The sequence below is a fragment of the Leifsonia shinshuensis genome, from assembly GCF_031456835.1.
Taxonomy (GTDB): Bacteria; Actinomycetota; Actinomycetes; order Actinomycetales; family Microbacteriaceae; genus Leifsonia; species Leifsonia shinshuensis_C.
In genome coordinates this window covers 3,644,011-3,669,378 of the sequence record NZ_JAVDVK010000001.1, presented here as the reverse complement: position 1 = coordinate 3,669,378, position 25,368 = coordinate 3,644,011, and the positions used below count along the sequence as shown (strand labels likewise).

At 71.1% G+C, this 25,368-nt stretch carries 22 protein-coding genes; 7 read left to right on the top strand and 15 right to left on the bottom strand.

Annotation, left to right across the window (positions count from 1 at the left end):
* The first annotated feature begins 32 nt into the window (after window positions 1-32).
* Complete coding sequence (locus J2W45_RS17890) at window positions 33-1,655, top strand: acyl-CoA carboxylase subunit beta (protein ID WP_310134606.1); 1,623 nt, start codon at window positions 33-35, stop codon at window positions 1,653-1,655.
* Window positions 1,652-1,906: an acyl-CoA carboxylase epsilon subunit gene (locus tag J2W45_RS17885; protein ID WP_310134603.1), complete on the top strand. Its 255-nt coding sequence runs from the start codon at window positions 1,652-1,654 to the stop codon at window positions 1,904-1,906. Before J2W45_RS17890 ends, J2W45_RS17885 begins: the two co-directional genes overlap by 4 nt.
* A gap of 716 nt (window positions 1,907-2,622) precedes the next feature.
* Here the strand turns inward: J2W45_RS17885 and J2W45_RS17880 are convergent.
* From J2W45_RS17880 to J2W45_RS17865, 4 genes are read right to left on the bottom strand one after another with little or no spacing between them, the layout of a single operon-like run.
* Entirely contained in the window at window positions 2,623-3,645 is a 1,023-nt protein-coding gene (locus J2W45_RS17880) for a hypothetical protein (protein ID WP_310134601.1), read from the bottom strand.
* Window positions 3,642-4,949: a sensor histidine kinase gene (locus tag J2W45_RS17875; protein ID WP_310134599.1), complete on the bottom strand. Its 1,308-nt coding sequence runs from the start codon at window positions 4,947-4,949 to the stop codon at window positions 3,642-3,644. The genes J2W45_RS17880 and J2W45_RS17875 overlap by 4 nt, the downstream gene beginning before the upstream one ends.
* Window positions 4,936-5,595 carry a response regulator transcription factor gene (locus tag J2W45_RS17870; protein WP_310134597.1) on the bottom strand — a complete coding sequence of 220 codons (660 nt, stop codon included), beginning with the start codon at window positions 5,593-5,595 and terminating at the stop codon, window positions 4,936-4,938. The genes J2W45_RS17875 and J2W45_RS17870 overlap by 14 nt, the downstream gene beginning before the upstream one ends.
* A gap of 43 nt (window positions 5,596-5,638) precedes the next feature.
* The gene (locus J2W45_RS17865) at window positions 5,639-6,994 is read right to left on the bottom strand and encodes a class I SAM-dependent RNA methyltransferase (RefSeq protein WP_310134595.1); all 1,356 of its coding nucleotides are present in this window, start codon (window positions 6,992-6,994) and stop codon (window positions 5,639-5,641) included.
* Window positions 6,995-7,018: 24 nt separating this feature from the next.
* On the opposite strand from J2W45_RS17865, the gene J2W45_RS17860 reads away from it, so the two are divergent.
* Together J2W45_RS17860 and J2W45_RS17855 are read left to right on the top strand one after the other, a co-directional pair.
* Complete coding sequence (locus J2W45_RS17860; protein WP_310135086.1) at window positions 7,019-7,657, top strand: Maf family protein; 639 nt, start codon at window positions 7,019-7,021, stop codon at window positions 7,655-7,657.
* 104 nt (window positions 7,658-7,761) lie between these two features.
* Window positions 7,762-9,528, top strand: a complete 1,767-nt coding sequence (locus tag J2W45_RS17855) for an acetyl/propionyl/methylcrotonyl-CoA carboxylase subunit alpha (RefSeq protein WP_310134594.1) — start codon at window positions 7,762-7,764, stop codon at window positions 9,526-9,528.
* 386 nt (window positions 9,529-9,914) lie between these two features.
* On the opposite strand, the gene J2W45_RS17850 is transcribed toward J2W45_RS17855, so the two are convergent.
* Both J2W45_RS17850 and J2W45_RS17845 read right to left on the bottom strand, forming a co-directional pair.
* The gene (locus tag J2W45_RS17850) at window positions 9,915-11,837 is read right to left on the bottom strand and encodes a sodium:proton antiporter (RefSeq protein ID WP_310134592.1); all 1,923 of its coding nucleotides are present in this window, start codon (window positions 11,835-11,837) and stop codon (window positions 9,915-9,917) included.
* 16 nt (window positions 11,838-11,853) lie between these two features.
* Window positions 11,854-13,290, bottom strand: coding sequence for an NAD(P)H-quinone dehydrogenase (locus J2W45_RS17845; protein WP_310134591.1), 1,437 nt, complete (start codon window positions 13,288-13,290; stop codon window positions 11,854-11,856).
* A gap of 85 nt (window positions 13,291-13,375) precedes the next feature.
* Here J2W45_RS17845 and J2W45_RS17840 point away from each other — a divergent pair, with 85 nt between their 5' ends.
* Window positions 13,376-14,209 (top strand): purine-nucleoside phosphorylase, encoded by an 834-nt coding sequence (locus tag J2W45_RS17840; protein WP_310134589.1) that lies wholly within the window; start codon window positions 13,376-13,378, stop codon window positions 14,207-14,209.
* Window positions 14,206-15,927: a phospho-sugar mutase gene (locus J2W45_RS17835; RefSeq protein ID WP_310134587.1), complete on the top strand. Its 1,722-nt coding sequence runs from the start codon at window positions 14,206-14,208 to the stop codon at window positions 15,925-15,927. Before J2W45_RS17840 ends, J2W45_RS17835 begins: the two co-directional genes overlap by 4 nt.
* 66 nt (window positions 15,928-15,993) lie before the next feature.
* Here the strand turns inward: J2W45_RS17835 and J2W45_RS17830 are convergent, their stop codons facing one another.
* Window positions 15,994-17,181: an MFS transporter gene (locus J2W45_RS17830; protein WP_310134586.1), complete on the bottom strand. Its 1,188-nt coding sequence runs from the start codon at window positions 17,179-17,181 to the stop codon at window positions 15,994-15,996.
* A 49-nt stretch (window positions 17,182-17,230) separates the two neighbouring features.
* Here J2W45_RS17830 and J2W45_RS17825 point away from each other — a divergent pair, with 49 nt between their 5' ends.
* Window positions 17,231-17,533, top strand: a complete 303-nt coding sequence (locus tag J2W45_RS17825) for an ArsR/SmtB family transcription factor (protein WP_310134584.1) — start codon at window positions 17,231-17,233, stop codon at window positions 17,531-17,533.
* A gap of 5 nt (window positions 17,534-17,538) precedes the next feature.
* Here J2W45_RS17825 and J2W45_RS17820 read toward each other — a convergent pair whose 3' ends face one another.
* The 8 genes from J2W45_RS17820 to J2W45_RS17785 are packed head-to-tail and all read right to left on the bottom strand — an operon-like array spanning window position 17,539 to window position 25,277.
* Window positions 17,539-17,811, bottom strand: coding sequence for a PTS sugar transporter subunit IIB (locus J2W45_RS17820; RefSeq protein WP_310134583.1), 273 nt, complete (start codon window positions 17,809-17,811; stop codon window positions 17,539-17,541).
* Window positions 17,808-18,269, bottom strand: a complete 462-nt coding sequence (locus J2W45_RS17815; protein WP_310134582.1) for a PTS sugar transporter subunit IIA — start codon at window positions 18,267-18,269, stop codon at window positions 17,808-17,810. Before J2W45_RS17815 ends, J2W45_RS17820 begins: the two co-directional genes overlap by 4 nt.
* Before the next feature lie 24 nt (window positions 18,270-18,293).
* Entirely contained in the window at window positions 18,294-19,412 is a 1,119-nt protein-coding gene (locus J2W45_RS17810; protein WP_310134581.1) for an adenosine deaminase, read from the bottom strand.
* 10 nt (window positions 19,413-19,422) lie between these two features.
* Window positions 19,423-20,730 (bottom strand): thymidine phosphorylase, encoded by a 1,308-nt coding sequence (locus J2W45_RS17805; RefSeq protein ID WP_310134580.1) that lies wholly within the window; start codon window positions 20,728-20,730, stop codon window positions 19,423-19,425.
* A 14-nt stretch (window positions 20,731-20,744) separates the two neighbouring features.
* On the bottom strand, window positions 20,745-21,191 hold the full coding sequence (locus J2W45_RS17800; protein ID WP_396427098.1) for a cytidine deaminase: 447 nt from the start codon (window positions 21,189-21,191) through the stop codon (window positions 20,745-20,747).
* Window positions 21,188-22,477: an ABC transporter permease gene (locus tag J2W45_RS17795; RefSeq protein WP_310134579.1), complete on the bottom strand. Its 1,290-nt coding sequence runs from the start codon at window positions 22,475-22,477 to the stop codon at window positions 21,188-21,190. The genes J2W45_RS17800 and J2W45_RS17795 overlap by 4 nt, the downstream gene beginning before the upstream one ends.
* On the bottom strand, window positions 22,474-23,760 hold the full coding sequence (locus J2W45_RS17790; RefSeq protein WP_310134577.1) for an ABC transporter permease: 1,287 nt from the start codon (window positions 23,758-23,760) through the stop codon (window positions 22,474-22,476). The genes J2W45_RS17795 and J2W45_RS17790 overlap by 4 nt, the downstream gene beginning before the upstream one ends.
* Complete coding sequence (locus J2W45_RS17785; protein WP_310134576.1) at window positions 23,757-25,277, bottom strand: ABC transporter ATP-binding protein; 1,521 nt, start codon at window positions 25,275-25,277, stop codon at window positions 23,757-23,759. The genes J2W45_RS17790 and J2W45_RS17785 overlap by 4 nt, the downstream gene beginning before the upstream one ends.
* Window positions 25,278-25,368: the final 91 nt, after the last annotated feature.

Genomic DNA, 25,368 nt, shown 5'->3' with positions numbered 1-25,368 from the left:
TCAACGGCACGGCCGTTCGGCTGGCCGGTAGAGTGAACGGCGTGACCGACACCGAACCCCGTCAGACCGAACAGCTCCCCGACCTGACCACCACCGCCGGCAAGCTCGCCGACCTGAAGGAACGGTTCCACGAGGCCGTGACCGCCAGCGGCCAGGCGGCCATCGAGAAGCAGCACGCGAAGGGCAAGCTGACCGCGCGCGAGCGCATCGAGCTCCTGCTCGACCAGGGCTCCTTCGTCGAGCTCGACGAGTTCGTCCGCCACCGCACGCACGCCTTCGGCATGGAGGCGAAGCGCCCCTACGGCGACGCCGTCGTCACCGGTGTCGGCACCATCCACGGCCGCAACGTCGCGGTGTTCAGCCAGGACTTCACCATCTTCGGCGGCTCCCTCGGCGAGGTCGCCGGCGAGAAGATCATCAAGGTGATGGACCACGCGCTCAAGACCGGCGTCCCGATGATCGGCATCCTCGACTCGGGCGGCGCGCGCATCCAGGAGGGTGTCGTCGCCCTGGGCAAGTACGGCGAGATCTTCCGCCGCAACACCGCGGCCTCCGGCGTCATCCCGCAGATCTCGATCGTGATGGGCCCGGCGGCCGGCGGCGCGGTGTACTCCCCCGCGCTCACGGACTTCGTCATCATGGTCGACAAGTCGAGCCACATGTTCGTCACCGGCCCGGACGTCATCAAGACCGTCACGGGCGAGGACGTCGGCTTCGAGGAGCTCGGCGGCGCACTCACCCACAACAAGGTGTCGGGCGTCTCGCACTACCTGGCGAGCGACGAGGAGGACGCGCTCGACTACGCGCGCACCCTGCTCAGCTACCTGCCGCAGAACAACCTGGCCGAGCTCCCCGCCTTCCAGTCGGAGCCGGAACTGGAGATCACGGATGCCGACCGCCGCCTCAACACGGTCATCCCCGACTCCCCCAACCAGCCCTACGACGTGAAGACGATCATCGAGGGCATCGTCGACGACGGCGAGTTCCTCGAGGTCCAGCCGCTGTTCGCGCCGAACATCGTGATCGGCTTCGCCCGCGTCGAGGGCCGCTCGGTCGGCATCGTCGCGAACCAGCCCAGCTCGATGGCCGGCACGCTGAACATCGACGCGGGTGAGAAGGCGTCGCGCTTCGTGCGGTTCTGCGACGCGTTCAGCATCCCGATCCTCACCCTCGTGGACGTGCCCGGCTATCTGCCCGGCACGGACCAGGAGTGGACGGGCGTCATCCGCCGCGGCGCGAAGCTCCTCTACGCGTACGCGGAGGCCACGGTGCCGCTGGTCACGATCATCACGCGCAAGGCCTACGGCGGCGCGTACATCGTGATGGGCTCCAAGCAGCTCGGCGCCGACATCAACCTCGCCTGGCCGACCGCGGAGATCGCCGTGATGGGCGGCCAGGGCGCCGTCAACATCCTGTACCGCGGCGAGATCAAGCGTGCGGAGGAGGCCGGCGAGGATGTGGCCGCCGTGCGCACGAAGCTCGCCAACGAGTACACCTACAACGTCGCCAGCCCGTTCCTCGCCGCCGAGCGCGGCGAGCTGGACGGCGTGATCGAGCCGGCGGCGACGCGCGTGTCGGTCATCAAGGCCCTGCGGGCGCTGCGCACCAAGCGGGCCTCGCTGCCGCCGAAGAAGCACGGGAACATCCCGCTGTGAGCGGCGCGCACGCGGCCGAGCCCCGCGGTTCGGCGCTCGACCCGTCCCAGCTCCGCTTCCTCACTCGCGGCGTGACCGCCGAGGAGGTGGCGGCCGTGACCGCCGTCCTCGCGGCCGCTGCCGCGGAGCAGGCCGCCGCCGCCAAAGAGGCGCAGGCCGAGCACGGCCCTGACGCGTGGGCGCGGACCCAGCGTGCGCTGCGCGGCGAGCTGCGCCCGGGTGGCGGAGCCTGGCGCTCGTTCTCGGGCTGAGGGGCGTTTGTACCCCTCTTGGGGCATCCCCCGAGTACGGGTCATACGGAAAGCTCGGGATGCGCCTCGAACGGGGGTCGTGAAATGTCCCCCAAGTGTCCTCCAAAATGACGACTATGTATTTATTGGGAGCGCAGCCACTATAGATATTGCTAGGTGTCTCTCCTCGTGAGTCACACCGCCAATCACTCGCCGACTAGGGTAAGCGGGCGAGTGCTTTGGGGGCGAGTCAGGGCGATATTCGGGTTGTCGCCCTGACTCGGGGTTTGAAAAGGGGCCGACAATTCGGGTGTCGGCCCCTTTCTCCGTTAACGCCCACCGAGTGGTGACTTCATGTCGCAATTCACGCCGCTTTCGCGCATCCACTCACCACTCGCCGGCCTCGATCGCCGAGGTGCACGTTGTTGTGCGGTTCCGCGGCGTGTCGGGCGCAACAACGTGCACCTCAGCGAGAGGCGGTCGCTTCCAGCGAGTGGTGACTTCATGTCGCGATTCGCTCCGCATTCGCGCATCCACTCACCGTTCGCCGGCCTCGATCGCCGAGGTGCACGTTGTTGTGCACCCGCGCGGCGCGGCGGGCGCAACGACGTGCACCTCAGCGGGCGGCGGTCGCTTCCGCCGAGTCGTGAGTGGATGTCGCAAAGTGCGGCGTTTTGGCGCGACTACTCACCGTTCGCGGGCACCGGCGGGCGAATCAGCACGGCAGCGCGCGGCGGTCAGCCGACGGGGCGGGGGATCTCCAGCCAGAGGTCGACCTCGTCGTCCTCGGACTCCGCGCCGAGGGCGTTCGCGGCGCCGTCGTCGGACATGCGGAGGCCCACCACGGTCACGGCCGTCTTCGACGAGCGCGGCACCGTGCGCACGATCAGCTTGTCGGTGGTCGTTCCGCGGATCGCCTCGGCGAGACGGTGGAGCACGCCCTCCAGCCCGCGCTGGTCCAGGTCGTCGATGCCGCCTTCGTCGAGGAGGCTCACCACGACGCCGCGGCGCCGCGCATCCATCACCTCTCGGCGCACGTCGTCGTTGAGGAGGCGGCGTCCGCGGATCTCGTCGCGGATCGCGCCCTCCAGGTAGCGGCACTCGCGCCGTTCCGCCTCGGTCAGGTCGCCGCCACGGCGCACGATCTCCGCGAGCATGGGGGCCGCGACCCGGTACGTCTGCCGCAACCGCAGCTGCCGCTCCATGACGTGGGCCTCCTGGGCCGCCTGCCACTCCGTCGCCTCGCGCTCGGCGCGGGCGAACTGCAGGGCGTCGCGGCCCGCCTTGGCGAGCGAACCGGCGATCACGACGGCGACCCCGACCCAGACCACCGAGCCGATGACACCGAGCCCGGCGAGTGCGCCCAGACCGGCCCAGACGACGGTCTGCACGGCCAGGAACGCGACACCGGCCCACGCCACGATCTGCTGGCGGCGGACGGCGCAGATCGTCATCAGCGTGCCCACCGCGGCCACGTACCAGGTCGCGTAGCCGTTGTCCTTCGCCGGATCGAGCTGGCTCGTCACCAGGATCGGGATGACGACGCAGACCGCGAGGTCGAACGCGGCGAGCCAGAGCGGCATCTTGGTAGGGCTGGTCGGCCAGAGGCTGAGCACGGTGGCGATCCCGTAGAGCACCATCGCGACGATGGCCGGGCCGGCCGTCCGCGGGGTGCTGAGCGACGAGAGCGCCAGGAAGAGGTGGTACGCCGAGAACAGCGCACCGAGGCTGAGGAAGAGGACGCGGTTGAGCGTGATCACTCGGCCGCCTCCTGCCCGCCCGCGGCCACCGGCTCGTGCATCCCGGTACCCACCGAGGAGGAACCGAGGACGGACTGGTCGGCCGAGGGCCAGAGGATGGTCACCGTGGTCCCAGCGCCAGGCTCCGACTCGATGCGGGCACGTCCGCCGATCTTCGCGAGGCGGTCGCGGATGCTGATGCGCAGGCCCAGTCGCTCGGCCGGGACCTCCGACTCGGTGAAGCCGCGGCCGTCGTCGCGGACGACGACCTCGACCGTCGCGGCGGGGCCTCCGCCGCGGATGGACACGCTGCGGTGCACCTCCGGGCCGCCGGCGTGCTGCATGCTGTTCACCATCGCCTGGACCGTGGCGGAGTAGACCGCCTCCGCGACGTTCACCGGCAGGGTGTGCACCTCGACGTCGTGCACGTCCACGTCGAACGGCGACGAGAACGCGTTCGCGGCGGTCACCAGCCTCTCGGTGAGGCGGTCGAGCCCGACGGCGGACTGGTCCTCCGGCGTCGCCGCCTCCGCGGCGTGCAGGTGGCCGATGGCGTCGGCGGCCATCGCGGCCGCCAGCTCCTTCTGCTCCGGCGTCCGGGCGGAGGCCGCTGACAGCAGGGTGGTGAGGACGCTGTCGTGCACGATCGCATCCACCTGCACCCGCTCCACCTCGGTGGCGTGCTGGCGGACCGCGTTCGCGTACCGCGCGAGCGCCTGGCTCTGCGCCGCGTCCACAGCGCTGGACGCCTGGCGCATCATCGCGATGATGGCGAGGATGACGCCGCCCAGGATGGTGGCGTAGATCGCGTCGAGCGCGGCCAGCTCGAGCCCGGCGCCGCCGCCGGCGGGGAGCGCACGCACGATGCCGTAGGCCAGCGGCGCGGCGAACGTGTAGATGATGGCGAGCCACAGCGGGTACGCCACCGCGGCGAACGCAGTGAACACGGAGCAGAGGAACCAGACCCACGGCTTCTCCGTGCCGAAGGCGACCGGGTCCGCGACCAGGAAGGGCCAGGTGACGATCGCGCCGAGGTAGACGATCGACAGCACGCCCATCGCGATCTTCACGCCGCGCTGGATGACAGCGAGGATCACGGTCAGGGCGAGGCCGCCGAAGACGGCGATCATCCACACGCCGCCCCACGGCTCGCGCAGATCACTGAGCTGGCCCAGGGCGGTGGGCAGCGTCTGCAGCCCGAAGACGAGGCCGAACGCCGACACCGTGCGGTCGGAGATGCGCTCGATCCGAGCGCGGCTGAGGGGGTTCCTGGGCTTCGCCGCCTCCAGCGGCAGCCCGGGGCGGACCCCGCTAGGGGCGCTCATTGCCGGTCTCGGGATCGAGTCCCGGAAGGATGCCGTCCTCCACCGCGCGCCGCAGCAGGTCCACCTTGGTGGGCGCCGGGCGCCCCACCTCGACGTACTTCACGCGGATGCGGTCGAGGTACTCGCGTGCGGTGGAGTTCGCGATGCCGAGCTGCGCGGCCACCGCCTTCAGCGGGAGGCCGGAGGCGTACAAGTGCAGCACATCCCGCTCGCGCCGGCCGAGCTGCGCTTTCGCGAAGTCGCTGTCCGCGTCGATCGCGGTCGCCCACTCCAGGTTGTTGAGCACATCCCCGCGGGCCACGGTCGCGATCGCGCTGATGACGGTGGTCGTCGGGGACGACTTGGGGATGACGCCGGCGGCGCCCGCGGCGAGCGCCTCCCGGACGCTGGCGACACGGTCGGCGATGCTGTGCACGAGCACGGCGGCGCCGGTCGCCTGCGCGCGCTTGACGTTGTCGGTGACCTTCGAGCCGTCGCCGAGCGACAGGTCGAGCACCACGACGTCGCACTCCTGCGAGCCCAGCTGGGCGACGAAGTCGTCGACCGTGGCCGCCGTCAGGACGACCTCGTAGCCGGCGTCCTGACAGGCCGCCTTCAGCCCCAGACGCACAGATTCGTGATCGTCGACGATTGCCACCCGCACCATGCTGACCATCGTAGGGGGTGAATGCATTTGATCGGTCAGCGCGTCAGCGCGTCAGCGTGGCGACGGCCTCCACATGGTGCGTGTTCGGGAAGAGATCGAAGGCCCGCATCCCCCGCATCCCGTAGCCGTGGCCGTCGAAGAACGCGAGGTCGCGGGCGAGCGCGACGGGGTCGCAGGCGACGTACACGATCTGCGCCGGATCGAGGGATGCGATCGCGTCGACGACCTCGCGGCCCGCTCCGGAGCGCGGAGGGTCGAGGACGACGGTCGCCGCCCGCAGCCGGCCCCGCTCGGAGGCCGAGGCGTCGGCGGCGAGGCGAGTCACGTAGCGCTCCACGCGGTCGGTCAGCGCCTGCGCGCCGACCCACTCGGCCAGGTTGTCGGCCGCGTCGTCGGTCGCCGCCTCGTCGCTCTCGACGGAGGTGATGCGCAGCGTCGACCCGAACCGGTCTCCGAGGGCCGCGGCCAGCAGGCCGACGCCACCATAGAGGTCGAGGTTGGCCGCGCGCGGGTCGAAGAGCGCCTCGTCGACGGCGGACTGCACGGCCTCCGTCAGCGTGCGGGCGGCCTCGCGGTGCACCTGCCAGAACCCCCGGGCGTCCAGGCGGAACTCGCGGTCGCCGACCCGCTCGCGGATAGGGACCGGCCGGCGGCGCGGACGGGGCTGCCGTTTCTGCGGCCCTCCGGCGCGTCCGCGGGAGCGCTGACCGCGCCCGCCGGCGCGCGGCGCCGCCTCGTTGACGAGCACATGCGACGTTCCGAGACCGGTGGCCACCACATCCACCGACTCGGCGCCCGGGAAGAGCTGGCCGAACGGCGTCGCCTCCTGCACGAGCGCGGTGGCGAGCGGGAGGTCCTCCACGGGGACGACGGTGTGCGAGCGCGGGGCGAACGGGCCGATGCGCCCGCGGTCGTCGACCTGGAGGCGGACGCGGGTGCGCCATCCGGTGCCGTCCTCCGTCTCCCCGGTGACGGGCTCGACGCGGAGGGGACGGCCGTCCGGGCCGACCGACGCGATGGCCTCGGGCGAGAGCTTCGCCTGCCGCTGCAGCGCATCCTCGATCACCCGGCGCTTCAGCTCGCGCTGGTGCTCCAGCCGGATGTGGCCGAACTCGGCGCCCCCCGCGCGCTGGGCGGCCGGCCGGTCGGCTGCGGCGGCGGGCCAGACGTGCGGCCGGCGCTCGGGCGACGCCTCCAGCACCTCCACGAGCTCGCCGCGCCAGAACCGGTCGTGGCTGGTGTCGCCGATGCGGGCGCGGATGCGCTCGCCCGGCATCGTGTCGGGCACGAAGACGACCCGGCCCTCGTGGCGCGCGACGAACACGCCGCCGTGGGCGACGTTGGTAATGTCGAGCTCGACCTCGTTCGTCGCGCGGTTTCCGTCGTCTTCTTCAGGCATCCTTCGAGCATCCCATAGGTGACCATGCGCCTCTACCTCGCCTCCACCTCCCCCGCCCGTCTCGCGCTGCTGCGGGCGGCCGGCATCGAGCCGGTCGTGGTGCCGTCGCACGTCGACGAGCCCGCCGCGGTCGCGGCCGCGGAGGCGGAGCACGGGCCCCTGAGCGCCGACGCGATGGTGCAGCTGCTCGCGCGGCTGAAGGCGGAGGCGGTACGCGGCACGCTCGACGGCGAGCCCATCGACGGCCTCATCCTCGGCGGCGACTCGGCCTTCGCCATCGACGGCGCCATCCACGGCAAACCGCACCTGCCGGAGGTCGCGCGCGACCGCTGGCGGCAGCAGCGCGGCCGCACCGGCGTGCTGCACTCCGGGCACTGGCTGATCGACCACCGCGACGGCCGGGAGAACGCGGCCGCCGGAGCGGTGGCGCGCGCCTCGGTGACGTTCGCCGACGTGACCGACGCCGAGATCGATGCGTACGTCGCGAGCGGCGAGCCGCTCGAGGTGGCCGGCGCGTTCACCATCGACAGCCTGGGTGGTCCGTTCATCACGAGCGTCGAAGGCGACCCGAGCACCGTGGTCGGGCTGTCGCTGTCCACCCTGCGCGAGCTGGTCATCCGCCTCGGAGCGGAGTGGACCTCGCTCTGGACGCCCGCCCGCTGAGCAGCTCGACCGAGCCGCGTTGTAGGCTGTCGGAGTTTGCGGTCGGCCATTTTTGTGGGGATCGACCAAATCTCGTTCGATATCGAGCAATAGGCTAGGGAACTGTGCCCCGTATCACCAAGGTTCTGATCGCCAACCGCGGCGAGATCGCCGTCCGCGTCATCCGTGCAGCGAAGGACAGCGGCATCGCCTCCGTCGCCGTCTACGCCGACCAGGACCGGGATGCGCTCCACGTCCGGCTCGCGGACGAGGCGTACGCGCTCGACGGCTCGACCAGCGCGGAGACGTACCTGGTCATCGACAAGATCCTGTCGGTCGCGCGCCGTTCCGGCGCCGATGCGGTCCACCCCGGCTACGGCTTCCTGGCCGAGAACGCCGACTTCGCCCGCGCCGTGATCGCGGCGGGTCTCACCTGGATCGGCCCGTCCCCCGAGGCGATCGAGCGCCTGGGCGACAAGGTCTCGGCGCGCCACGTCGCCGAGAAGGTCGGTGCTCCGCTCGCCCCCGGCACCCTCAACCCGGTGGCGGACGCCGCCGAGGTGCTCGACTTCGTCGACGTCTACGGCCTGCCCGTCGCCATCAAGGCGGCCTTCGGCGGCGGCGGACGTGGCCTCAAGGTGGCCAGAACCCGCGAGGAGGTCGGCGAGCTCTTCGAGTCGGCCACCCGCGAGGCGATCGCGGCCTTCGGCCGCGGCGAGTGCTTCGTCGAGAAGTACCTCGATGAGCCGCGTCACGTGGAGACGCAGTGCCTCGCGGACGCCTACGGCAACGTCGTCGTGGTGTCCACGCGCGACTGCTCGCTGCAGCGCCGCCACCAGAAGCTCGTCGAGGAGGCGCCCGCGCCGTTCCTCACGCCCGAGCAGACCGAGAAGCTCTACTCGTCGTCCAAGGCCATCCTCAAGGAGGTCGGCTACCAGGGCGCCGGAACCTGCGAGTTCCTCATCGGCAAGGACGGCACGGTGTCGTTCCTGGAGGTCAACACGCGCCTCCAGGTCGAGCACTGCGTCTCCGAGGAGGTCACCGGCATCGACCTGGTGCGCGAGCAGTTCCGGCTCGCCGAGGGCGGCGAGCTCGACTACGACGACCCCGCCCCGCGCGGCCACTCGTTCGAGTTCCGCATCAACGGCGAGGATGCCGGCCGCGGTTTCATCCCGTCGCCCGGCCCGGTGCACATCTTCAAGGCCCCCGCGGGCCCCGGTGTCCGCGTCGACAGCGGCATCCAGGCGGGCGACGTCATCAGCGGCGCGTTCGACTCGATGCTCGCCAAGCTGATCGTGACCGGCTCCAGCCGCGAGGAGGCGCTCGAGCGCTCCCGCCGCGCCCTCGACGAGTTCGAGGTCGCCGGGCTCCCCACCGTGCTCCCCTTCCACCGCGCCATCGTCCGCGACCCCGCCTTCGCTCCGCAGGACGGCGAGCCGTTCTCGGTGTACACGCGCTGGATCGAGACCGAGTGGAACAACACGATCGAGCCGTGGTCCGGCGAACTGGGCGACCAGCCCGCCGCCGAGCGCCGCAGCAACGTGGTCGTCGAGGTCGAGGGCAAGCGCATCGAGGTCTCTCTGCCCGCCAAGCTGCTCAGCGGCGGCGGCGCCGGTGAGCCGGCCGCGGCCCCCGCTCCCCGCCGTCGCGGCGGCGCGCACGCCGTCGAGACCGCGACCGGCGACTCCGTCACCGCCCCGATGCAGGCGACCGTGGTCAAGGTCGCGGTGGCCGACGGCGACCCGGTGGTGAAGGGCGACCTCGTGCTGGTCCTCGAGGCGATGAAGATGGAGCAGCCGCTCACCGCCCACAAGGACGGCACGGTCTCCGGCATCAACGCGTCGGTCGGCGAGACGGTCTCGTCCGGTCACCTGCTGCTCAACATCGTCTGACGCCGCCGCCGCGTTCGGCGCGGCAGTCGCACGATTTGTGCCAAATCGTCGTTATGCGCGGCGCATTGCCGCGATTTGTGCCGAATGGACGCTTTACGTGCGGCATCCCCTCGATTCGTGCCGAATGTGCGTCTGCCGCTCGAGCGCGATTCGTGCCAAATGAAGGCTCTGCGCCGAGCGTCACGGTGATTCGTGCCGAATGCGCGCTTCGTGCTCGGTCGCCATTCGTGCCGAATGAAGGCTTTGCGCGCGGCATCCCGGTCATTCGTGCCGAATGTGCCTTCGATGTCGGCCGCGATTTGTGCCGAATCGTCGTTATGGGCTGCGCATTGCCACGATTTGTGCCAAATCGTGAGCAGACGGGTGCGTGCGGGGCGGGCGGGGCGTCAGCCCGTGGGGTCGCCGGGGTCGCCCTTGAGGTCGATGCTGATCTCGTCGGCGTCGAGGTTGACGAGTGCGCCCTCCAGCACGTCCGCGCTGAACGTGCCGTCGTCGCGCGCGTCCAGCAGCGCGTCGCGCTGAGCCCGCAGCTGGGCCAGCCGCGCGGCCTTGTACTCGGCGAAGACCTCCGGGGTGCGCTCGGTGGTGGATGGGAGCGGTACCGTCTTGCCCGCCTCGAACAGCAGCTCCATCAGGCGGCGGCGCTCGTCGCGTTCGGCCTGCGGGTCGATCCCTGCGGGCTTCACGAGCCGCAGCACAAGGGTGAGGGTTCCGCCCTGCAGCAGGAGCGAGCCCGCCGCGACGAGGAACGCGATCAGCACGAGCACCGAGCGTCCCGGCGTCTCCGTCGGCAGCGACTGGGCGGCCGCGACGGTCACAGCGCCGCGCATCCCGGCCCACACCACGATCGCGCCCTCCCGCCAGCCGAGCGGCGCGCCGGTGAAGTAGTCGATGTCCGCGAGCACCCGGCGCAGGCGCGTTCCGAAGCGGGTCAGGTTCTCGACGGTGGGGATGCCGCGGCGGGCCAGGCGACGCCGGCGACGTTCCGCCCGCTGGGGCGAGATCGCCCGCTGGCCCTCCGCGCGCGGGTAGGCGAACACCTGATCCGCCACGGCAGCGTCCCCCACGGCAGCCTCCCCCACGGCAGCGTCCGCCCCGGCGGCGTCCGTCCCGGCAGCATCCACCCCGCCGGCATCCACCCCGTCGCCCGAGCCGTCCGCATCCGCCGCCCGCGCATCCGCCTCCCCCGGCCCCGCCGTGAGCGCCGCCGGCCCCGCCGGCGCCACCCGCCGCGCGATCCCGCGCTGCAGCGCCTCCGGGTCGGACAGGTGCTCCTGCAGCTGCTGCAGCCGCGGGCGCATCCGCTCGCCCCGCCGGTGCCGCCGCGCGAGCAGCGCGAGCAGCGGCGCGACGAAACCGGCGCGCACCAGGATGGTCAGCACCAGTGCCCCGGCCGCAACCCCGATCGCCGGCAGCACGCCGGCGTGGTCGTTCTGCACGTTCTGCAGGATGCCGAACAGCTCCAGCCCCATGGTGAGGAAGATCAGGCCCTCGAGGATGAGCTCCACCGTCCGCCAGTTCTGCGCGTCCGAGAGGCGGTGCTCCGGCGAGAGCAGGCGCGGCGCCCGGCTGCCCGTCACGAGTCCGGCGACGACGGCCGCCACGAGGCCGGAGGCGCCGAGCGCTTCCGCGGGCAGCGAGGCGAGGAACGGGACAGTGAACGAGATGACCGTGTTGACCGTCGCATCCTTCACCCGCTGGCGAACCTTCAAATTGAGCCAGCCGACGAGCACTCCGAAGGCCACGGCGACGGCGACGGAGTAGAAGAACGACAGGGTAACGCTGCCCAGGGTGAAGGATGCGGCCGCGGCCGCGACCGCCGAACGCAGCAGCACCAGCGCGGTCGCGTCGTTGAGCAGGCTCTCGCCCTCGAGGATCGCGACGACGCGCGGAGAGATCCCGGCGCGCTTCACGATGCTCGTGGCGACAGCGTCGGTCGGGCTCACGATGGCGCCGAGGGCGATGCCCCAGGCGAGCCCCAGGCCGGGGATCACCCACGCGAAGAACAGTCCGAGCAGCACCGAGGTGACGATGACCAGCAGCACCGAGAGCCCGCCGATGGCGCCGAACTCGCGCCGGAAGTTCATGGCGGGCATGGAGACCGACGCGGAGTAGAGAAGCGGTGGGAGGACGCCCGCGATGATCCACTCGGGCTTCAGCTCCAGCGCGGGCACGAACGGCAACAGGCTGACCAGGATGCCGGCGACAACCAGGATCAGCGGGGACGCCACCCCGAATTTTGGCCCGATCGTGCCGGCCGCCGCGATCGCCAGCACGGCGAGGACGCCGACGGTCAGCGCGAGCTCCATCCCCCGGGCCTTCCGATCAGAGCACGATGTGCATCGCGCGTGCCGCGTCGGTGATGGAGCCGGAGAGCGACGGGTACACCGTGAACGCCCGGGCCACCTCGTCGACGGTCAGCCGCTGCTCGACGGCGAGCGCGAGCGGGAAGATCAGCTCGGAGGCGCGCGGCGCGACGATGACACCGCCGATGACCGTGCCAGAGCCGGTGCGCGCGAACAGCTTCACGAAGCCGTCGCGGATGCCCAGCATCTTGGCCCGCGGGTTCGATTTGAGCGGCAGCTTGTAGACGTCGCCCTGCGCGATGCCCTCCTCGATCTGCTTCTGGCTCCACCCGACCGTGGCGATCTCCGGCTGCGTGAAGATGTTCGAGGTCACGTTGCGGAGCTCGATCGGGTTGACCGCGTCGCCCATCGCATGGAAGACCGCGGTGCGGCCCTGCATGCTGGCGACGGAGGCGAGCGGCAGCGAGTCGGAGCAGTCGCCCGCGGCGTAGATGTTCGGGATGGACGTGCGCGCCACGCGGTTGACCCGGATGTGGCCGGACTTCGTGACCTGGACCCCGGCCTCCTCGAGCCCGATCCCGGATGTGTTGGGCACGGAGCCGACGGCCATGAGGCAGTGGGACCCTTCGACGGTGCGTCCGTCGGTGAGGGTGGCGATCACGCCGTTCTCGGTGCGCACCACCGACTCGGCGCGGGACTTCGACAGCACCTGCATGCCGTTGCGCTTGAAGACGTTCTCGATCACGGCCGCCGCGTCCGCATCCTCGCCGGGCAGCACCTGGTCGCGGGAGGAGATGAGCGTGACCTTCGAGCCGAGCGCCGTGTACGCCGAGGCGAACTCCGCGCCGGTGACACCCGACCCGACCACGATGAGGTGCGACGGCACCGACTGCAGGTCGTAGAGCTGGGTCCAGGTGAGGATGCGCTCCCCGTCCGGGACGGCGGACGGCAGGATGCGCGGGCTCGCGCCGACGGCGATGACGATCGTGTCGCCCTCGACCCGGTCGAAGTCGGTGCCGGAGTCGCCCTTCGCGGTGGACACGATGATCGCGCCGTCGCCGTCGAGGCGGCCCTCCCCGTTGACGATGCGCACGCCCGAGCGGACGAGCTCCGCCCGCATGTCCTCCGACTGCTGCCGGGCGAGCCCGACCAGCCGCTTGTTGACCGCCGACAGGTTGACCGCGATCTCGGGACGGACCGGCTTCCCGGTGTCTCCCCGCGAGAAGAACTGGACGCCGAGGTCGGTGGCCTCGCCGATCGAGTTGGTCGCCTCCGCGGTCGCGATCAGGCTCTTGGACGGCACCACGTCGGTGATGACCGCGGAGCCACCCACCCCGGAACGCTCCACCAGGGTCACGTCGGCGCCGAGCTGCGCGCCCGCCAGGGCCGCCTCGTAGCCGCCCGGGCCGCCGCCGAGAACCGCGATGCGCTGCTTCCGCTCGAATTCATACGCCATGCCGACCATTCTTCCGTATGGGGGTGCACCGATGCGCATCCTGCCGCCGCCCTGTGGAGAGCCGGCGCCTCAGTAGAGTTGGTCCATGCTGGATTCCACCACCAACCCGCTCGACGACCCCGCCGCCGACCCGTTCGACGTGGCCCGCCAGGCCGCCGCCCAGCTGGCCGAGAAGACCGGGGTGGAGCGCCACGACATCGCTCTCACCCTCGGCAGCGGCTGGGGCAGGGCCGCCGACCTCATCGGGGAGACGGTCGCGACCGTCCCCGCCACGGAGATCGTCGGCTTCAGCAAGCCGGCACTCGAAGGCCACGTCGGCACCGTGCGGTCGATCCGTCTGCCGAACGGCAAGCACGCCCTGGTCATCGGCGCCCGCACGCACTACTACGAGGGTCACGGCGTCCGCCGCGTCGTCCACAGCGTCCGCACTGCCGCGGCCGCGGGCGCGACCACCATGGTGCTCACGAACGGGGCGGGCGGCATCAAGGACCACTGGAAGCCCGGCACACCCGTGCTGATCAGCGATCACATCAACCTGACGGCGGACTCGCCGCTGGAGGGCGCGACGTTCATCGACCTGACGGACCTCTACGCGCACCGCCTCCGTGAGCTCGCGCGCACGATCGACCCGTCGCTCGACGATGGCGTGTACACGCAGTTCCGCGGCCCGCACTACGAGACGCCCGCCGAGGTGCAGATGGCGAAGGCGATGGGCGGCCACATCGTGGGCATGTCCACCGCGCTCGAAGCCATCGCGGCCCGGCAGGCCGGCATGGAGATCCTCGGGATGTCGCTGATCACGAATCTCGCCGCCGGCATCCAGAAGACCCCGCTCAGCCACCAGGAGGTCATCGACGCCGGCCGTGCCGCCGAGCCGGTGATCAGCGCCCTCCTCGCCCAGATCGTGGAGGCCCTGTGACCACCGAGCACACCGTGAGCACGAAGGACACGCCGCAGCTGCTCGAGGAGGCCCGCGCCTGGCTGGCGCAGGACCCGGACCCGGAGACCCGCGCGGAGCTCGACTCCCTCATCGTGGCCGCCGAGGCGGGGTCCGCCGAGGCCGTCGCCGACCTCCACTCCCGCTTCGACGAGCGCCTCGCGTTCGGCACGGCCGGACTGCGCGGGGAGATCGCCGCAGGCCCCAACCGGATGAACCGGGTGCTCGTCGCCCAGGCCGCCGCGGGCTTGGCGCGCTGGCTGCTGGAGCACGCCGAGGGCGGGACGCCGTCGGTCGTGATCGGCTACGACGGCCGCAAGAACTCCGACGTGTTCGCCCGCGACACCGCCGAGCTCATGGCCGGGGCGGGCATCCGCGCCGTGCTGCTCCCGCGTCTCCTGCCCACGCCGGTGCTCGCCTTCGCGGTGCGGCACCTGGAGGCGAGCGCGGGCGTCATGGTGACGGCGAGCCACAATCCCCCGAACGACAACGGCTACAAGGTGTACCTCGGCGGCGAGGACCACGGCTCGCAGATCGTGCCGCCGGTGGATGCGGAGATCGCCGCGCACATCCTCGACGTCGCCACGGGAAGCGTCGCCGACCTCCCCCGGTCCGACCGCTACGAGGTGGCGCCCGACGAGGTCGAGCAGGCGTACATCGACGCGACCGTCGACGTCGCCTCGTCGCCGGCTGCGCGCGACGCCGTCTCGTTCGTCTACACGGCGATGCACGGCGTCGGCTGGCGCACCGCCCGCGAGGTCTTCGCGCGGGCCGGCTTCGCCGCCCCCACGCCCGTCGCCGCCCAGATCGACCCGGACCCGGCCTTCCCCACGGTGGCGTTCCCGAACCCGGAGGAGCCGGGGGCGATGGACCTCTCCTTCGCGACGGCTCGCGACGCCGGGGCCGACCTGATCATCGCCAACGACCCGGACGCGGACCGCCTCGCCGTCGCCATCCCTGACCGGGCCAGCGCCGACGGCTACCGCCGGCTCTCCGGCAACGAGGTGGGCGCACTCCTCGGCTGGCGCGCCGCCGAGCTCGCCACCGCGTCCGCCGACGAGCGGGGCGCCTTCGGCACCCTGGCCTGCTCGATCGTGTCCTCCCCCGCCCTCGCCGCCGTGGCCCGCGCGTACCGGCTCGACTTCGCGGACACCCTGACCGGCTTCAAGTGGGTCTCCCGGGCCCCGGGCCTCGTCTACGGCTACGAGGAGGCCCTCGGCTACCTCGTGAACCCCGGCACCGTCCGCGACAAGGACGGCATCTCCGCGGCCGTCGCGTTCCTCGACCTGGCCAACGCGCTCGCGGCCGGCGGCGTCACGATCGCGCAGCAGCTGGACGCCTTCGCGGAGCGGTTCGGATTCTTCGCGAGCGACCAGATCTCGCTCCGGGTGACCGAGCTGTCGCGCATCGGCGAGATCATGGCGGCCCTGCGGTCGGCGCCCCCGAGCCACCTGGGCGACGTCCGCGTCACGCAGATCGACGACCTTCGTGACGGCTTCGGCGGCCTCCCGCCCAGCGACGTGCTGCGCATCCTCCTGGAGGACGGCTCCCGCGTCATGGTGCGACCGAGCGGCACCGAGCCGAAGCTCAAGATCTACATCGACGCGTCGAGCGACGAGGGAACGGTCGAGGAGCGTCGCGCGACGGCGACGGCGCGGGTCACGGCCCTCGCCGAGGCGATGCGGCTGCTGACGGCCTGAGCGAGCGCCGCAGCGGGCCGCGCCGACCCCGACGAAGGGGCGGCGCGGCCCGCTGGGCGGCTCCCGTCAGGCGGTGACGGCGCGCGGAGCGCGCGCCAGGTAGCCGAGCAGGAACGCGGCGAGGGCTGCGACGGTGACGACCGCACCGGCCAGCGGCACCGCCACCGGACCGCCGGCCGCCAGCGCCAGCGTGCCGATCGGCGGGGCGATGGCGATCCCGACGTACATCGCGGTGGAGTACCACGAGAGGGCGAGCGCCGCGTTCTCCGGCTCCACGTGCACCAGCCGGTGCTGCACCGGGATGGCGATGGCGAACGCCGCGACGCCCCAGAGCGCGAAGACCACGACCGACGCGACGAACGACGCCTCCGTCGCCGCGAGCACGACCAGGGTGACCGCCTGCGCGGCGAGCGCGAACGTCGCCACCGCCCTGCTCCCGAACCGGTCGGTGAGCGGGCCGGCCACCGCGTTGCCCGCGACACCCGCGACACCGTAGGCCAGCAGCAGGACCGCGAGCAGGGTTCCCGATCCGCCGGTGGAGGCGTGGGTCACCGCCGCAGAGAAGATGTAGACGATGTTGAAGCCCGCGATCATCAGCAGCGTGGTGGCGAGCGGGGCGACGATCCGCAGGTCGGCGAGCGGCGCGAGCCTCCGCCCCAGCGAGACCGCCGGCGGGACCGGCACCCCGTGCACCAGCAGCGGGATGGCGACCACGAGCACCGCGGCGAGCGCCACGATGCACCACAGGGCGAACCGCCAGCCGGCGAGTCCGCCGAGCGCGGTTCCGAGCGGCGACCCGACCGCGGTCGCGAGCGTGAACCCGGCGCCCACGATGGCCAGCGCCTGCCCGCGCTTGCCCGACCGGGCGAGCGACGCGGCTGCGGCGGTCGCCGTCGGCACGAGCGCGGCCCCGCCGAGGCCGGAGAACGTGCGGCCCGCGATGAACACGGTGAGGTTCGGGGCGAGCGCCGAGACGGCGGTGCCGAGGGCGAAGACGCCGAGGCCCGCGGCCATGAGGCCGGCGCGGGGAACCCGCGGCAGCAGGATGGAGACCGCCGGGGCGGCGACGGCCACGACGAGGCTGTACGTGGTGATGGACCAGCTGACCTGGGTGGGGGTCGCCCCCAGCCCGGTGGCGACGCGGGGCAGCAGCCCGGCGATCACGAAGGCGTTCGTGCCGACCACGAACAGCGCGAGTGCGAGCACCAGCAGTGCGGGGAGCGTTCTGCGGTACGATTGTTCGACGGATGTCATACCGTTAAGGTACGACTATTGTTCGATGATTGTCAAACAATTGGTGCGCATGACCGACTACCCCACCCCCGACATGTCCGAGGTCCAGCTCGTGGATGTGCTGCGCGCGGTCGGCGACCCCATCCGGCTGCAGATCGTGCGCGTGCTCGCCGACGGGCGCCCGCATCCGAAGACTCTCACGGAGTGGGGCGTCGACGTGCAGAAGTCGACCATGGCGCACCACTTCAAGACGCTCCGCGAGGCCGGCGTCACGCGCACCATCGTGTCCGGCCGCACGCACGAGATCCAGCTGCGGCGCGACGAGCTCGACGCCCGGTTCCCCGGGCTCGTGGAGGCGCTGCTGCGAGGCTGACGACCTCAGCCGAGGGCTTCGTCGAGCTTCTGCTCGAGCTCCTCGAGGTCGAAGTAGTTGTTGACGACGATCACGTCCGCGTTGGTGCGGCCGATCCGGTCCACCAGTTCGGGAGACGTGAGCACGACCTGGGCGTTCGCCGCCGCCTCCGCGATGTTGGCGGCGTCCGACGCGGTCACCTCGGCGTCGATGCCCAGCCGGTCGAGGACGCGCTCTGCGTTGACCTTCAGGATGCCCGACGTCCCGACGCCGACGCCGCAGATGGCGACGATCTTCACCGCGCCGTCTCCTCCTCGGTCAGCGTGAGGATGCGCTGCACCTCCGCGACATCGGTGGCCGCCGCGAGCGCCGGGATGGCCTCCGGGTCGTTGAAGACGTTGGCCAGCTCGGCCACGCTCGTCACGTGCGCCTCCGGCGTGGAGACGGCGAGACCGAGCACGACGGAGACGGGGTCGTTGTGGGGGTGACCGAACACCACCGGCTCGTCCAGCGTGACGACGGACAGGCCGTCCGCGTTCACGTCGGGCCCCGGACGGGCGTGCGCGAGCGCGAGCCCCGGAGCGATCACGATGTACGCGCCGAACTCCTCGATCACCTGGATCATGCGCTGCCCGTACCCCTGCTCCGTGGCCCCGGAGCGCGCCAGCGCTTCCCCCGCCAGCTCGACGGCCTGGCGCCAGTCGACGGCGTGCGCGCCGACGGTGATGGCGGAATCAGGCAGCGGTGGCAGTGACATGAGTTCAGCGTAACGCCCGGTGGGTCAGGAACCCTCGAAACCTGCTGTGATGATCTCGGCCAGCTCTTCGCGCTCCTCGAGCGGCAGGAACGCGCCAGCGGTGGCGTTCAGCTGGAAGATCTCGAGGTCGGTCCGGTCGTACGCGAAGGCGTCCGCCAGCAGGCTCAGTTCGCGCGTGAGGGTCGTGCCGCTCATGAGCCGGTTGTCGGTGTTCACCGTGACCCGGAAGCCCAGCTGGTAGAGCAGGTCGAACGGGTGGTCGAGGATGTCGTCCCCCCAGGCCGCGATGGCGCCCGTCTGCAGGTTGGAGGTCGGGCTCGTCTCGAGCGCGATCTCGCGGTCCTTCACCCACTGGGACAGGGAACCCAGCGTGACGTAGGTGTTCTCGTCGTCCTGGCGCTCGATCGTGATGTCCTCGGCCAGGCGGACGCCATGTCCCAGGCGCAGGGCGCGGCCGTCGAGGAGCGCGCTGCGGATGCTGTCCAGGCCGTCGGCCTCCCCCGCGTGCACGGTGGCCGGGAAGAACTCCGAGGCGAGGTAGTCGAACGCCGCGCGGTGGTTCGACGCCGGGAAACCGGCCTCGGGGCCGGCGATGTCGAAGCCGACGACGCCGCGGTCGCGGTGGCGGACGGCGAGCTCGGCGATCTCCAGGCCGCGGTCATTGTGACGCATTGCGGTCACCAGCTGGCCGACGCGGATGCGCCCACCGGCGCTGCGCACATCCTGGATGCCCTGCTCGATGCCCTCCTGCACGGCCTCCACCGTCTCGTCGAGCGAGAGCCCGCGCGTGAGGTGCTGCTCGGGGGCCCAGCGGATCTCGCCGTAGACGACGCCGTCCTCGCCGAGGTCCTGGACGAACTCGCGGGCGACGCGGCTCAGACCCTCCCGGGTCTGCATGACCGCGGTCGTCAGGTCGAACGTCTTCAGGTACTCCACCAGCGAGCCGGAGTTCGACTTCTCGCCGAACCAGCGGCCCAGCTCCGCGGGGTCCTGCGCCGGGAGCTCGACGCCGGCCTGGTCGGCCAGCTCCAGCACGGTCGCCGGGCGGAGCCCGCCGTCCAGGTGGTCGTGGAGGGAGACCTTCGGAAGCGGACGGATCTCCGTGCCGTCGGCCAGCTCGTACTCGTTCCAGGCGTCGCTCATGGGATTCAGCCTAGGCGATGCGGTCGGCGATCAGCGGGCCGCGCTCGAACGGGGTCCCTGCGGGCGCGATGCGGTACGCGCCCTGCAGCGCCTCCAGCGCGCGCTCGAAGCGGGCGGGCTCGTCGGCGGACAGCGTGAACAGCGGCTGGCCGGCGCGGACCTCGTCCCCCGGCTTCGCATGCAGGTCGATGCCCGCGGCGTGCTGCACCGGGTCCTGCTTGCGGGCGCGGCCGGCGCCGAGGCGCCAGGCGGCGATGCCGAACGGCAGCGCCTGCTGCTCGACCAGCACGCCGTCGCTGTCGGCGACCACCGTGTGGGTCTCCTTGGCCACCGGGAGGGCCGCGTCGGGGTCGCCGCCCTGCGCGCGGATGACCTCGCGCCACTTGTCCATCGCGCGGCCGTCCTTCAGCGCCGCCTCGACGTCCTCGTCCGGGCGCCCGGCCAGCGTCAGCATCTCGCGGGCGAGGGCGACCGTCAGCTCGACGATGTCGGCGGGGCCGCCGCCGGCGAGCACCTCGACGGACTCGCGGACCTCGTTCGCGTTGCCGATCGCGAGGCCGAGCGGCACGTTCATGTCGGTCAGCAGCGCGGACGTCGCGACCCCGGCGTCCCGGCCCAGCTCCACCATGGTGCGAGCCAGCTCGCGCGAGCGCTCGATGTCCTTCAGGAACGCTCCGGATCCGAACTTCACGTCGAGCACCAGCGCACCGGTGCCCTCGGCGATCTTCTTCGACATGATCGAGGAGGCGATCAGCGGGATGGCCTCGACCGTCCCGGTGATGTCGCGCAGCGCGTACAGCTTGCCGTCCGCCGGGGCGAGACCCGAACCGGCGGCGCAGATGACGCCGCCCTCGTTGCGCAGCTGGGCGAACATCTCCTCGTTGCTGAGGTTGGCGCGCCAGCCGGGGATGCTCTCCAGCTTGTCCAGCGTCCCGCCGGTGTGGCCGAGGCCGCGGCCGGAGAGCTGCGGAACGGCGACCCCGAAGGTCGCCACCAGCGGCATCAGGGGCAGCGTGATCTTGTCGCCGACGCCTCCCGTGGAGTGCTTGTCCGCGGTCGGCTTGCCGAGCCCGGAGAAGTCCATCCGCTCGCCCGAGGCGATCATCGCGAGCGTGAGGTCTTTGATCTCGCGGCGCGTCATCCCGTTGAGGAAAATGGCCATCGTCATCGCCGACATCTGCTCGTCGCCGACGTAGCCGCGGGTGTATGCATCCACGAGCCAGTCGATCTCGGCGGTGCTGAGCTCGCCGCGGTCGCGCTTGGTCCTGATCAGGTCGACGGCGTCGAACGCCTCGACCTCTCCTGCAAGATCGGTCACGAAGGTGTTCCTGTTCAGTCGTTCTCGTGCTCGGCCGCGTAGGCGGCGAGCTGGCGCGGCCCGAACGCGTCGGGCAGCACCTGGTCGATGGTGCGGATGCCGGAGACCGTCTCCAGCAGCATCCCCTCGGCCGAGTGCTCGTACAGCAGCTGACGGCAGCGGCCGCACGGCATCAGGATGTCGCCGTCGCCGTTGACGCAGGTGAAGGCGACGAGGTGGCCGCCCCCGGTCATCGCGAGCGACGAGACCAGTCCGCACTCGGCGCACAGCGTCACGCCGTAGCTGGCGTTCTCGACGTTGCAGCCGCTGACGATCCGGCCGTCGTCGACGAGGGCCGCCGCGCCGACCGGGAACTTCGAGTACGGCACGTACGCGTGGTGCATCGCCTCGGTCGCGGCGACGCGCAGCGCCTCCCAGTCGATCGCGTCGCTCATGCCTGCGGTTCCGCTCCTGTCGCTCATGACTTGATGTACGGCTTGCCGTCGGCGGCGGGCGCCCGCGAGAGCCCGACCAGGCCGGCCACCGCGAAGATCGTCACGACGTACGGGAGCATGAGCATAAACTCGCTGGGCACCGGCGAGCCGATGATGCCGAGCACGTTCTGCAGGTTGGAGGCGAAGCCGAACAGCAGCGCCGCGAGGGTCGCCCGGATCGGGTCCCAGCGTCCGAAGATCACGGCCGCGAGGGCGATGAAGCCCTGACCAGCGGTCATCTCCTTCGAGAAGGCGCCGACCGACCCCAGCGTGAAGTACGCGCCGCCGAGCCCGGCGACGGCACCCGCGAGGGAGACGTTCCAGAACCGGGTGCTGTTGACGTTGATGCCCACGGTGTCCGCGGCCTCCGGGTGCTCGCCGACCGAGCGGAGGCGGAGGCCCCAGCGGGTCTTGAACAGCCCGAACCAGACCGCGAAGATCGCGATGTACATCAGGTACTCGATGATCGTCTGGCGGAACAGCACCGGGCCGATGATCGGGATGTCGCCGAGCACCGGGATGGGCCACTCCGGCAGGCGCGGCGGGTGGTTGAGCAGCTGCGGGTCGCCCGCGAGCACGGTGGAGTAGAGGAAGCTGGTGAGGCCGGTGACCAGCACGTTCAGCACGACGCCGACGATCACCTGGTCGACCAGGTACTTGATCGAGAACGCCGCGAGCACGAACGACACCAGCACGCCGGCGATCAGCGCGGCCAGGAGGCCGACGACCCAGCTGCCGGTGAGCGTCGCGGTCATCGCGGAGACGAACGCTCCGGCGAGCAGCTGGCCCTCGATGGCGACGTTCACGACACCGCCGCGCTCGGAGATCACACCGCCCAGGGCGCCGAACACGAGGGGCACGGAGAGGCTGATCGTGCCGAGCAGGAGTCCGGTGACGGGCACCGGCAGCTCGCCCGACCCCGCCCAGGCGAGGAAGGCGAACATGAACAGCGCGGCGAAGACGATGACCAGCCAGATCGGCGTCTTGCGGGCGCGGTACGAGTAGTACGCGCTGAGCGCCGTCAGCACGATCAGGAGGATGGTGACGATGGTCGTCGTGACGAAGGTGTCGACGGTGAGGTTCGCCAGCTTGATCGCGTCGGAGGTCTCCGAGAAGCGGAACGTGCTCTCTCCGTGCCGGGCGAAGCCGAAGAACAGCACGATGCTGATCACGACGAAGACGGCGAGGGCGATCGGGGCCTTCCAGGACCGGATCTCCGCCTTCTCGAGGACGATCGGCGACGAGTCGGGGACGACGGGGGCGGTGGTGGTCACTTGGCCTCCACCTCCTTCGTGACGATGGGACCCGGTCTCCGGGGCGCGCTCCCCGGCTCGGGCAGACGGAAGATCGCGCGCACCAGCGGCGGCGCCGCGACGAAGAGGACGATGAGCGACTGGAGGATCAGCACGATGTCGATCGGGATGTCGTTGGCCGCCTGGATGGTGTAGCCGCCGGCCTTCAGGGCTCCGAAGAGCAGGCCGGCGATGAAGACGCCCCACGGCCGCGAGCGGCCGAGCAGCGCGACGGTGATCGCGTCGAAGCCGATACCCGCATCCACACCGGAGCTGATGCCCGCTGGGAACACGCCGAGCGCCTGGCTGGCGCCCGCGAGGCCGACCAGTCCACCGGCGATGAGCATCGCGTAGACGTAGATGTTCTTGACGTTGATGCCCGCGACGCGTGCTGCGTTCGGGTTCTCGCCGACCGCGCGGAAGCGGAAGCCGAGGCCGGACCGGTTGATCAGCCACCACACGAACACCGTCGCGGCGATGACCAGGATGAAGGCCCAGGTCAGGTTGTACTGCTCGCCGAACAGCGGCGGGAACACCGCGTTCGGGTGCACGGCCGGCGCCTTCGGGTTGTTGGAGCCCGGCGCCTGCAGCAGCCCCTGCGTGCGCAGCATGTAGGCGATCAGATAGAAGGCGATGTAGTTGAGCATGATCGTGACGATCACCTCGTGCGCGCCGGTCCTCGCCTTCAGGAGGCCGACGATGCCGGCCCAGATCGCGCCGCCGACGATGCCGGCCACGATCGCCAGCACCAGGTGCACGACGGGCGGCAGGTCGAACGAGAAGCCCACCCAGGCGGAGGCCGCGGCGGCGATCAGGATCTGCCCCTGGCCGCCGATGTTGAACAGACCGACGCGGAACGCCAGCGCGACGCCGAGGCCGCTGACGATCAGCGGGGTGGCGAACGTGAGCGTGTCGGTGAGCGGCCGGATGCCGGCGGAGAACGTCGGCCGGCGGAAGTTGTAGATCGCGCCCTGGAACATCGACACGTAGGCGTCGGACACGGAGGTCCAGATCGCCGAGAACGTGTCACCGGGCCGGGCGAAGAAGTAGCCGGCGGCCTTCTGCACGTCCGGGTCGGTGACCGCGATGAGCACGGCTCCGACGACCAGCGCGAGCACGACGGCCAGCACCGAGATGATCACCGGTCCGCTCATGATGTCGCGGACCGCCCTGCTCCAGCGCGAGGGCTCCTCGCCCCGGCCGGACGCGGGGGCCGGGGCTCCCGGCTCCACGGGCTGGGCCGGCGCGGTGTCGGTCCCGGTCATGCTGCTGCTCCTGCCTGCTCCGGCGACTCGCCGGCCATCATCAGGCCGAGGACGTCACGCGACGTGTCCCCCGGCACGATTCCTACGATCCCCCCGCGGTACATCACGGCGATCCGGTCGGCGAGGGCCGCGACCTCGTCGAGCTCCGTCGACACCACGATCACCGGGACGCCGGCGTCGCGGGTCTCGACGATGCGCTTGTGCACGAACTCGATCGATCCGACATCCAGACCGCGTGTCGGCTGCGCCGCGACGAACAGGCGCAGTTCGCGGCTGAGCTCGCGGGCGAGCACCACCTTCTGCGCGTTGCCGCCGGAGAGCCGGCCGACCTTCGTGTCGATGGACTGGGTGCGCACGTCGAACTCGCGCACCTTCTCCTCGGCGAAGTCCTTCAGGTACGAGAACTGGATGTTGCCGCCCTTGACGAACGGATCCCCGGTCGACCGGTCTAGCATCAGGTTCTCCTGGATGCTGAACTCGCCGACCAGCCCGTCCTCGTTGCGGTCCTCCGGCACGAACCCGACGCCGGCATCGAGCACCTTGCGCACGCTGTGACCCTGGATGGGCGTGCCGTCGAGGAGGATCTCGCCCTGGACGCGCGGCTGGAGGCCGATGATCGCCTCCGTCAGCTCGGTCTGCCCGTTGCCCTGGACGCCCGCGATTGCGAGGATCTCGCCGGCGCGCACCTCGAAGCTGACGTTGTTGACGACCAGCTGGCCGATCGGGTCGATCACCGAGAGGTTCTTCACGACGAGCGCGGGGGCGCCGGGGGTGGCGACCTCCTTCTCGACCGTGAGCGAGACGGCGCGGCCGACCATCATCGAGGCGAGCTCGACGTTGGTCGCGGTCGGCTCGGCCTCGCCGATCACCTTGCCGAGGCGGATGACGGTGATGCGGTCGGCGACCTCGCGCACCTCGCGGAGCTTGTGGGTGATGAAGATGATCGCGGTGCCCTGCTCCTTGAGCTGGCGCATGATCGCCATCAGCTCGTCGGTCTCCTGCGGGGTCAGCACAGCGGTCGGCTCGTCGAAGACGAGCACCTTGGCGTCCTGCGAGAGCGCCTTGATGATCTCGACGCGCTGCTGGACGCCGACCGGAAGGTCCTCCACCAGGGCGTCCGGGTCGACGTCGAAGCCGAACCGGGCGGAGATCTCGCGCACCTTCGCGCGGGCCGCGTTCAGGTCGAGGCGGCCGCCGAACTTCGTCTGCTCGTGGCCGAGCATCACGTTCTCCGCGACCGTGAAGACGGGGATGAGCATGAAGTGCTGGTGCACCATGCCGATGCCGGCCTTCATCGCGTCACCCGGACCCGCGAACCGCTGGACGACGTCGTCGAGCAGGATCTCGCCCTCGTCGGCCTGGTAGAAGCCGTAGAGCACGTTCATCAGGGTGGACTTGCCTGCGCCGTTCTCACCGAGCAGGCAGTGGATCTCGCCGGGTTCGACCGTGAGGTCGATGTGGTCGTTGGCGACCAGGGCACCGAACCGTTTGGTGATGCCGCGGAGTTCGAGCTTCATTCGGGTGGGTTCCTTCTCTTACTCGCCCGTGGGGAGCGCAGCGCCTTGTGGAGCACAGAGCCGTGTTACGGAGAGGGGCACGCGGAACGGC

Excerpts from the sequence above, each read along its gene's own strand:
- J2W45_RS17875 (WP_310134599.1), bottom strand. The coding sequence starts at position 4,949 with ATGAGCGCCCCTAGCGGGGTCCGCCCCGGGCTGCCGCTGGAGGCGGCG.
- J2W45_RS17870 (WP_310134597.1), bottom strand. The coding sequence starts at position 5,595 with ATGGTGCGGGTGGCAATCGTCGACGATCACGAATCTGTGCGTCTGGGG.
- J2W45_RS17865 (WP_310134595.1), bottom strand. The coding sequence starts at position 6,994 with ATGCCTGAAGAAGACGACGGAAACCGCGCGACGAACGAGGTCGAGCTC.
- J2W45_RS17860 (WP_310135086.1), top strand. The coding sequence starts at position 7,019 with ATGCGCCTCTACCTCGCCTCCACCTCCCCCGCCCGTCTCGCGCTGCTG.
- J2W45_RS17850 (WP_310134592.1), bottom strand. The coding sequence starts at position 11,837 with ATGGAGCTCGCGCTGACCGTCGGCGTCCTCGCCGTGCTGGCGATCGCG.
- J2W45_RS17845 (WP_310134591.1), bottom strand. The coding sequence starts at position 13,290 with ATGGCGTATGAATTCGAGCGGAAGCAGCGCATCGCGGTTCTCGGCGGC.
- J2W45_RS17840 (WP_310134589.1), top strand. The coding sequence starts at position 13,376 with ATGCTGGATTCCACCACCAACCCGCTCGACGACCCCGCCGCCGACCCG.
- J2W45_RS17830 (WP_310134586.1), bottom strand. The coding sequence starts at position 17,181 with ATGACATCCGTCGAACAATCGTACCGCAGAACGCTCCCCGCACTGCTG.
- J2W45_RS17825 (WP_310134584.1), top strand. The coding sequence starts at position 17,231 with ATGACCGACTACCCCACCCCCGACATGTCCGAGGTCCAGCTCGTGGAT.
- J2W45_RS17815 (WP_310134582.1), bottom strand. The coding sequence starts at position 18,269 with ATGTCACTGCCACCGCTGCCTGATTCCGCCATCACCGTCGGCGCGCAC.
- J2W45_RS17810 (WP_310134581.1), bottom strand. The coding sequence starts at position 19,412 with ATGAGCGACGCCTGGAACGAGTACGAGCTGGCCGACGGCACGGAGATC.
- J2W45_RS17800 (WP_396427098.1), bottom strand. The coding sequence starts at position 21,191 with ATGAGCGACAGGAGCGGAACCGCAGGCATGAGCGACGCGATCGACTGG.
- J2W45_RS17790 (WP_310134577.1), bottom strand. The coding sequence starts at position 23,760 with ATGACCGGGACCGACACCGCGCCGGCCCAGCCCGTGGAGCCGGGAGCC.
- J2W45_RS17785 (WP_310134576.1), bottom strand. The coding sequence starts at position 25,277 with ATGAAGCTCGAACTCCGCGGCATCACCAAACGGTTCGGTGCCCTGGTC.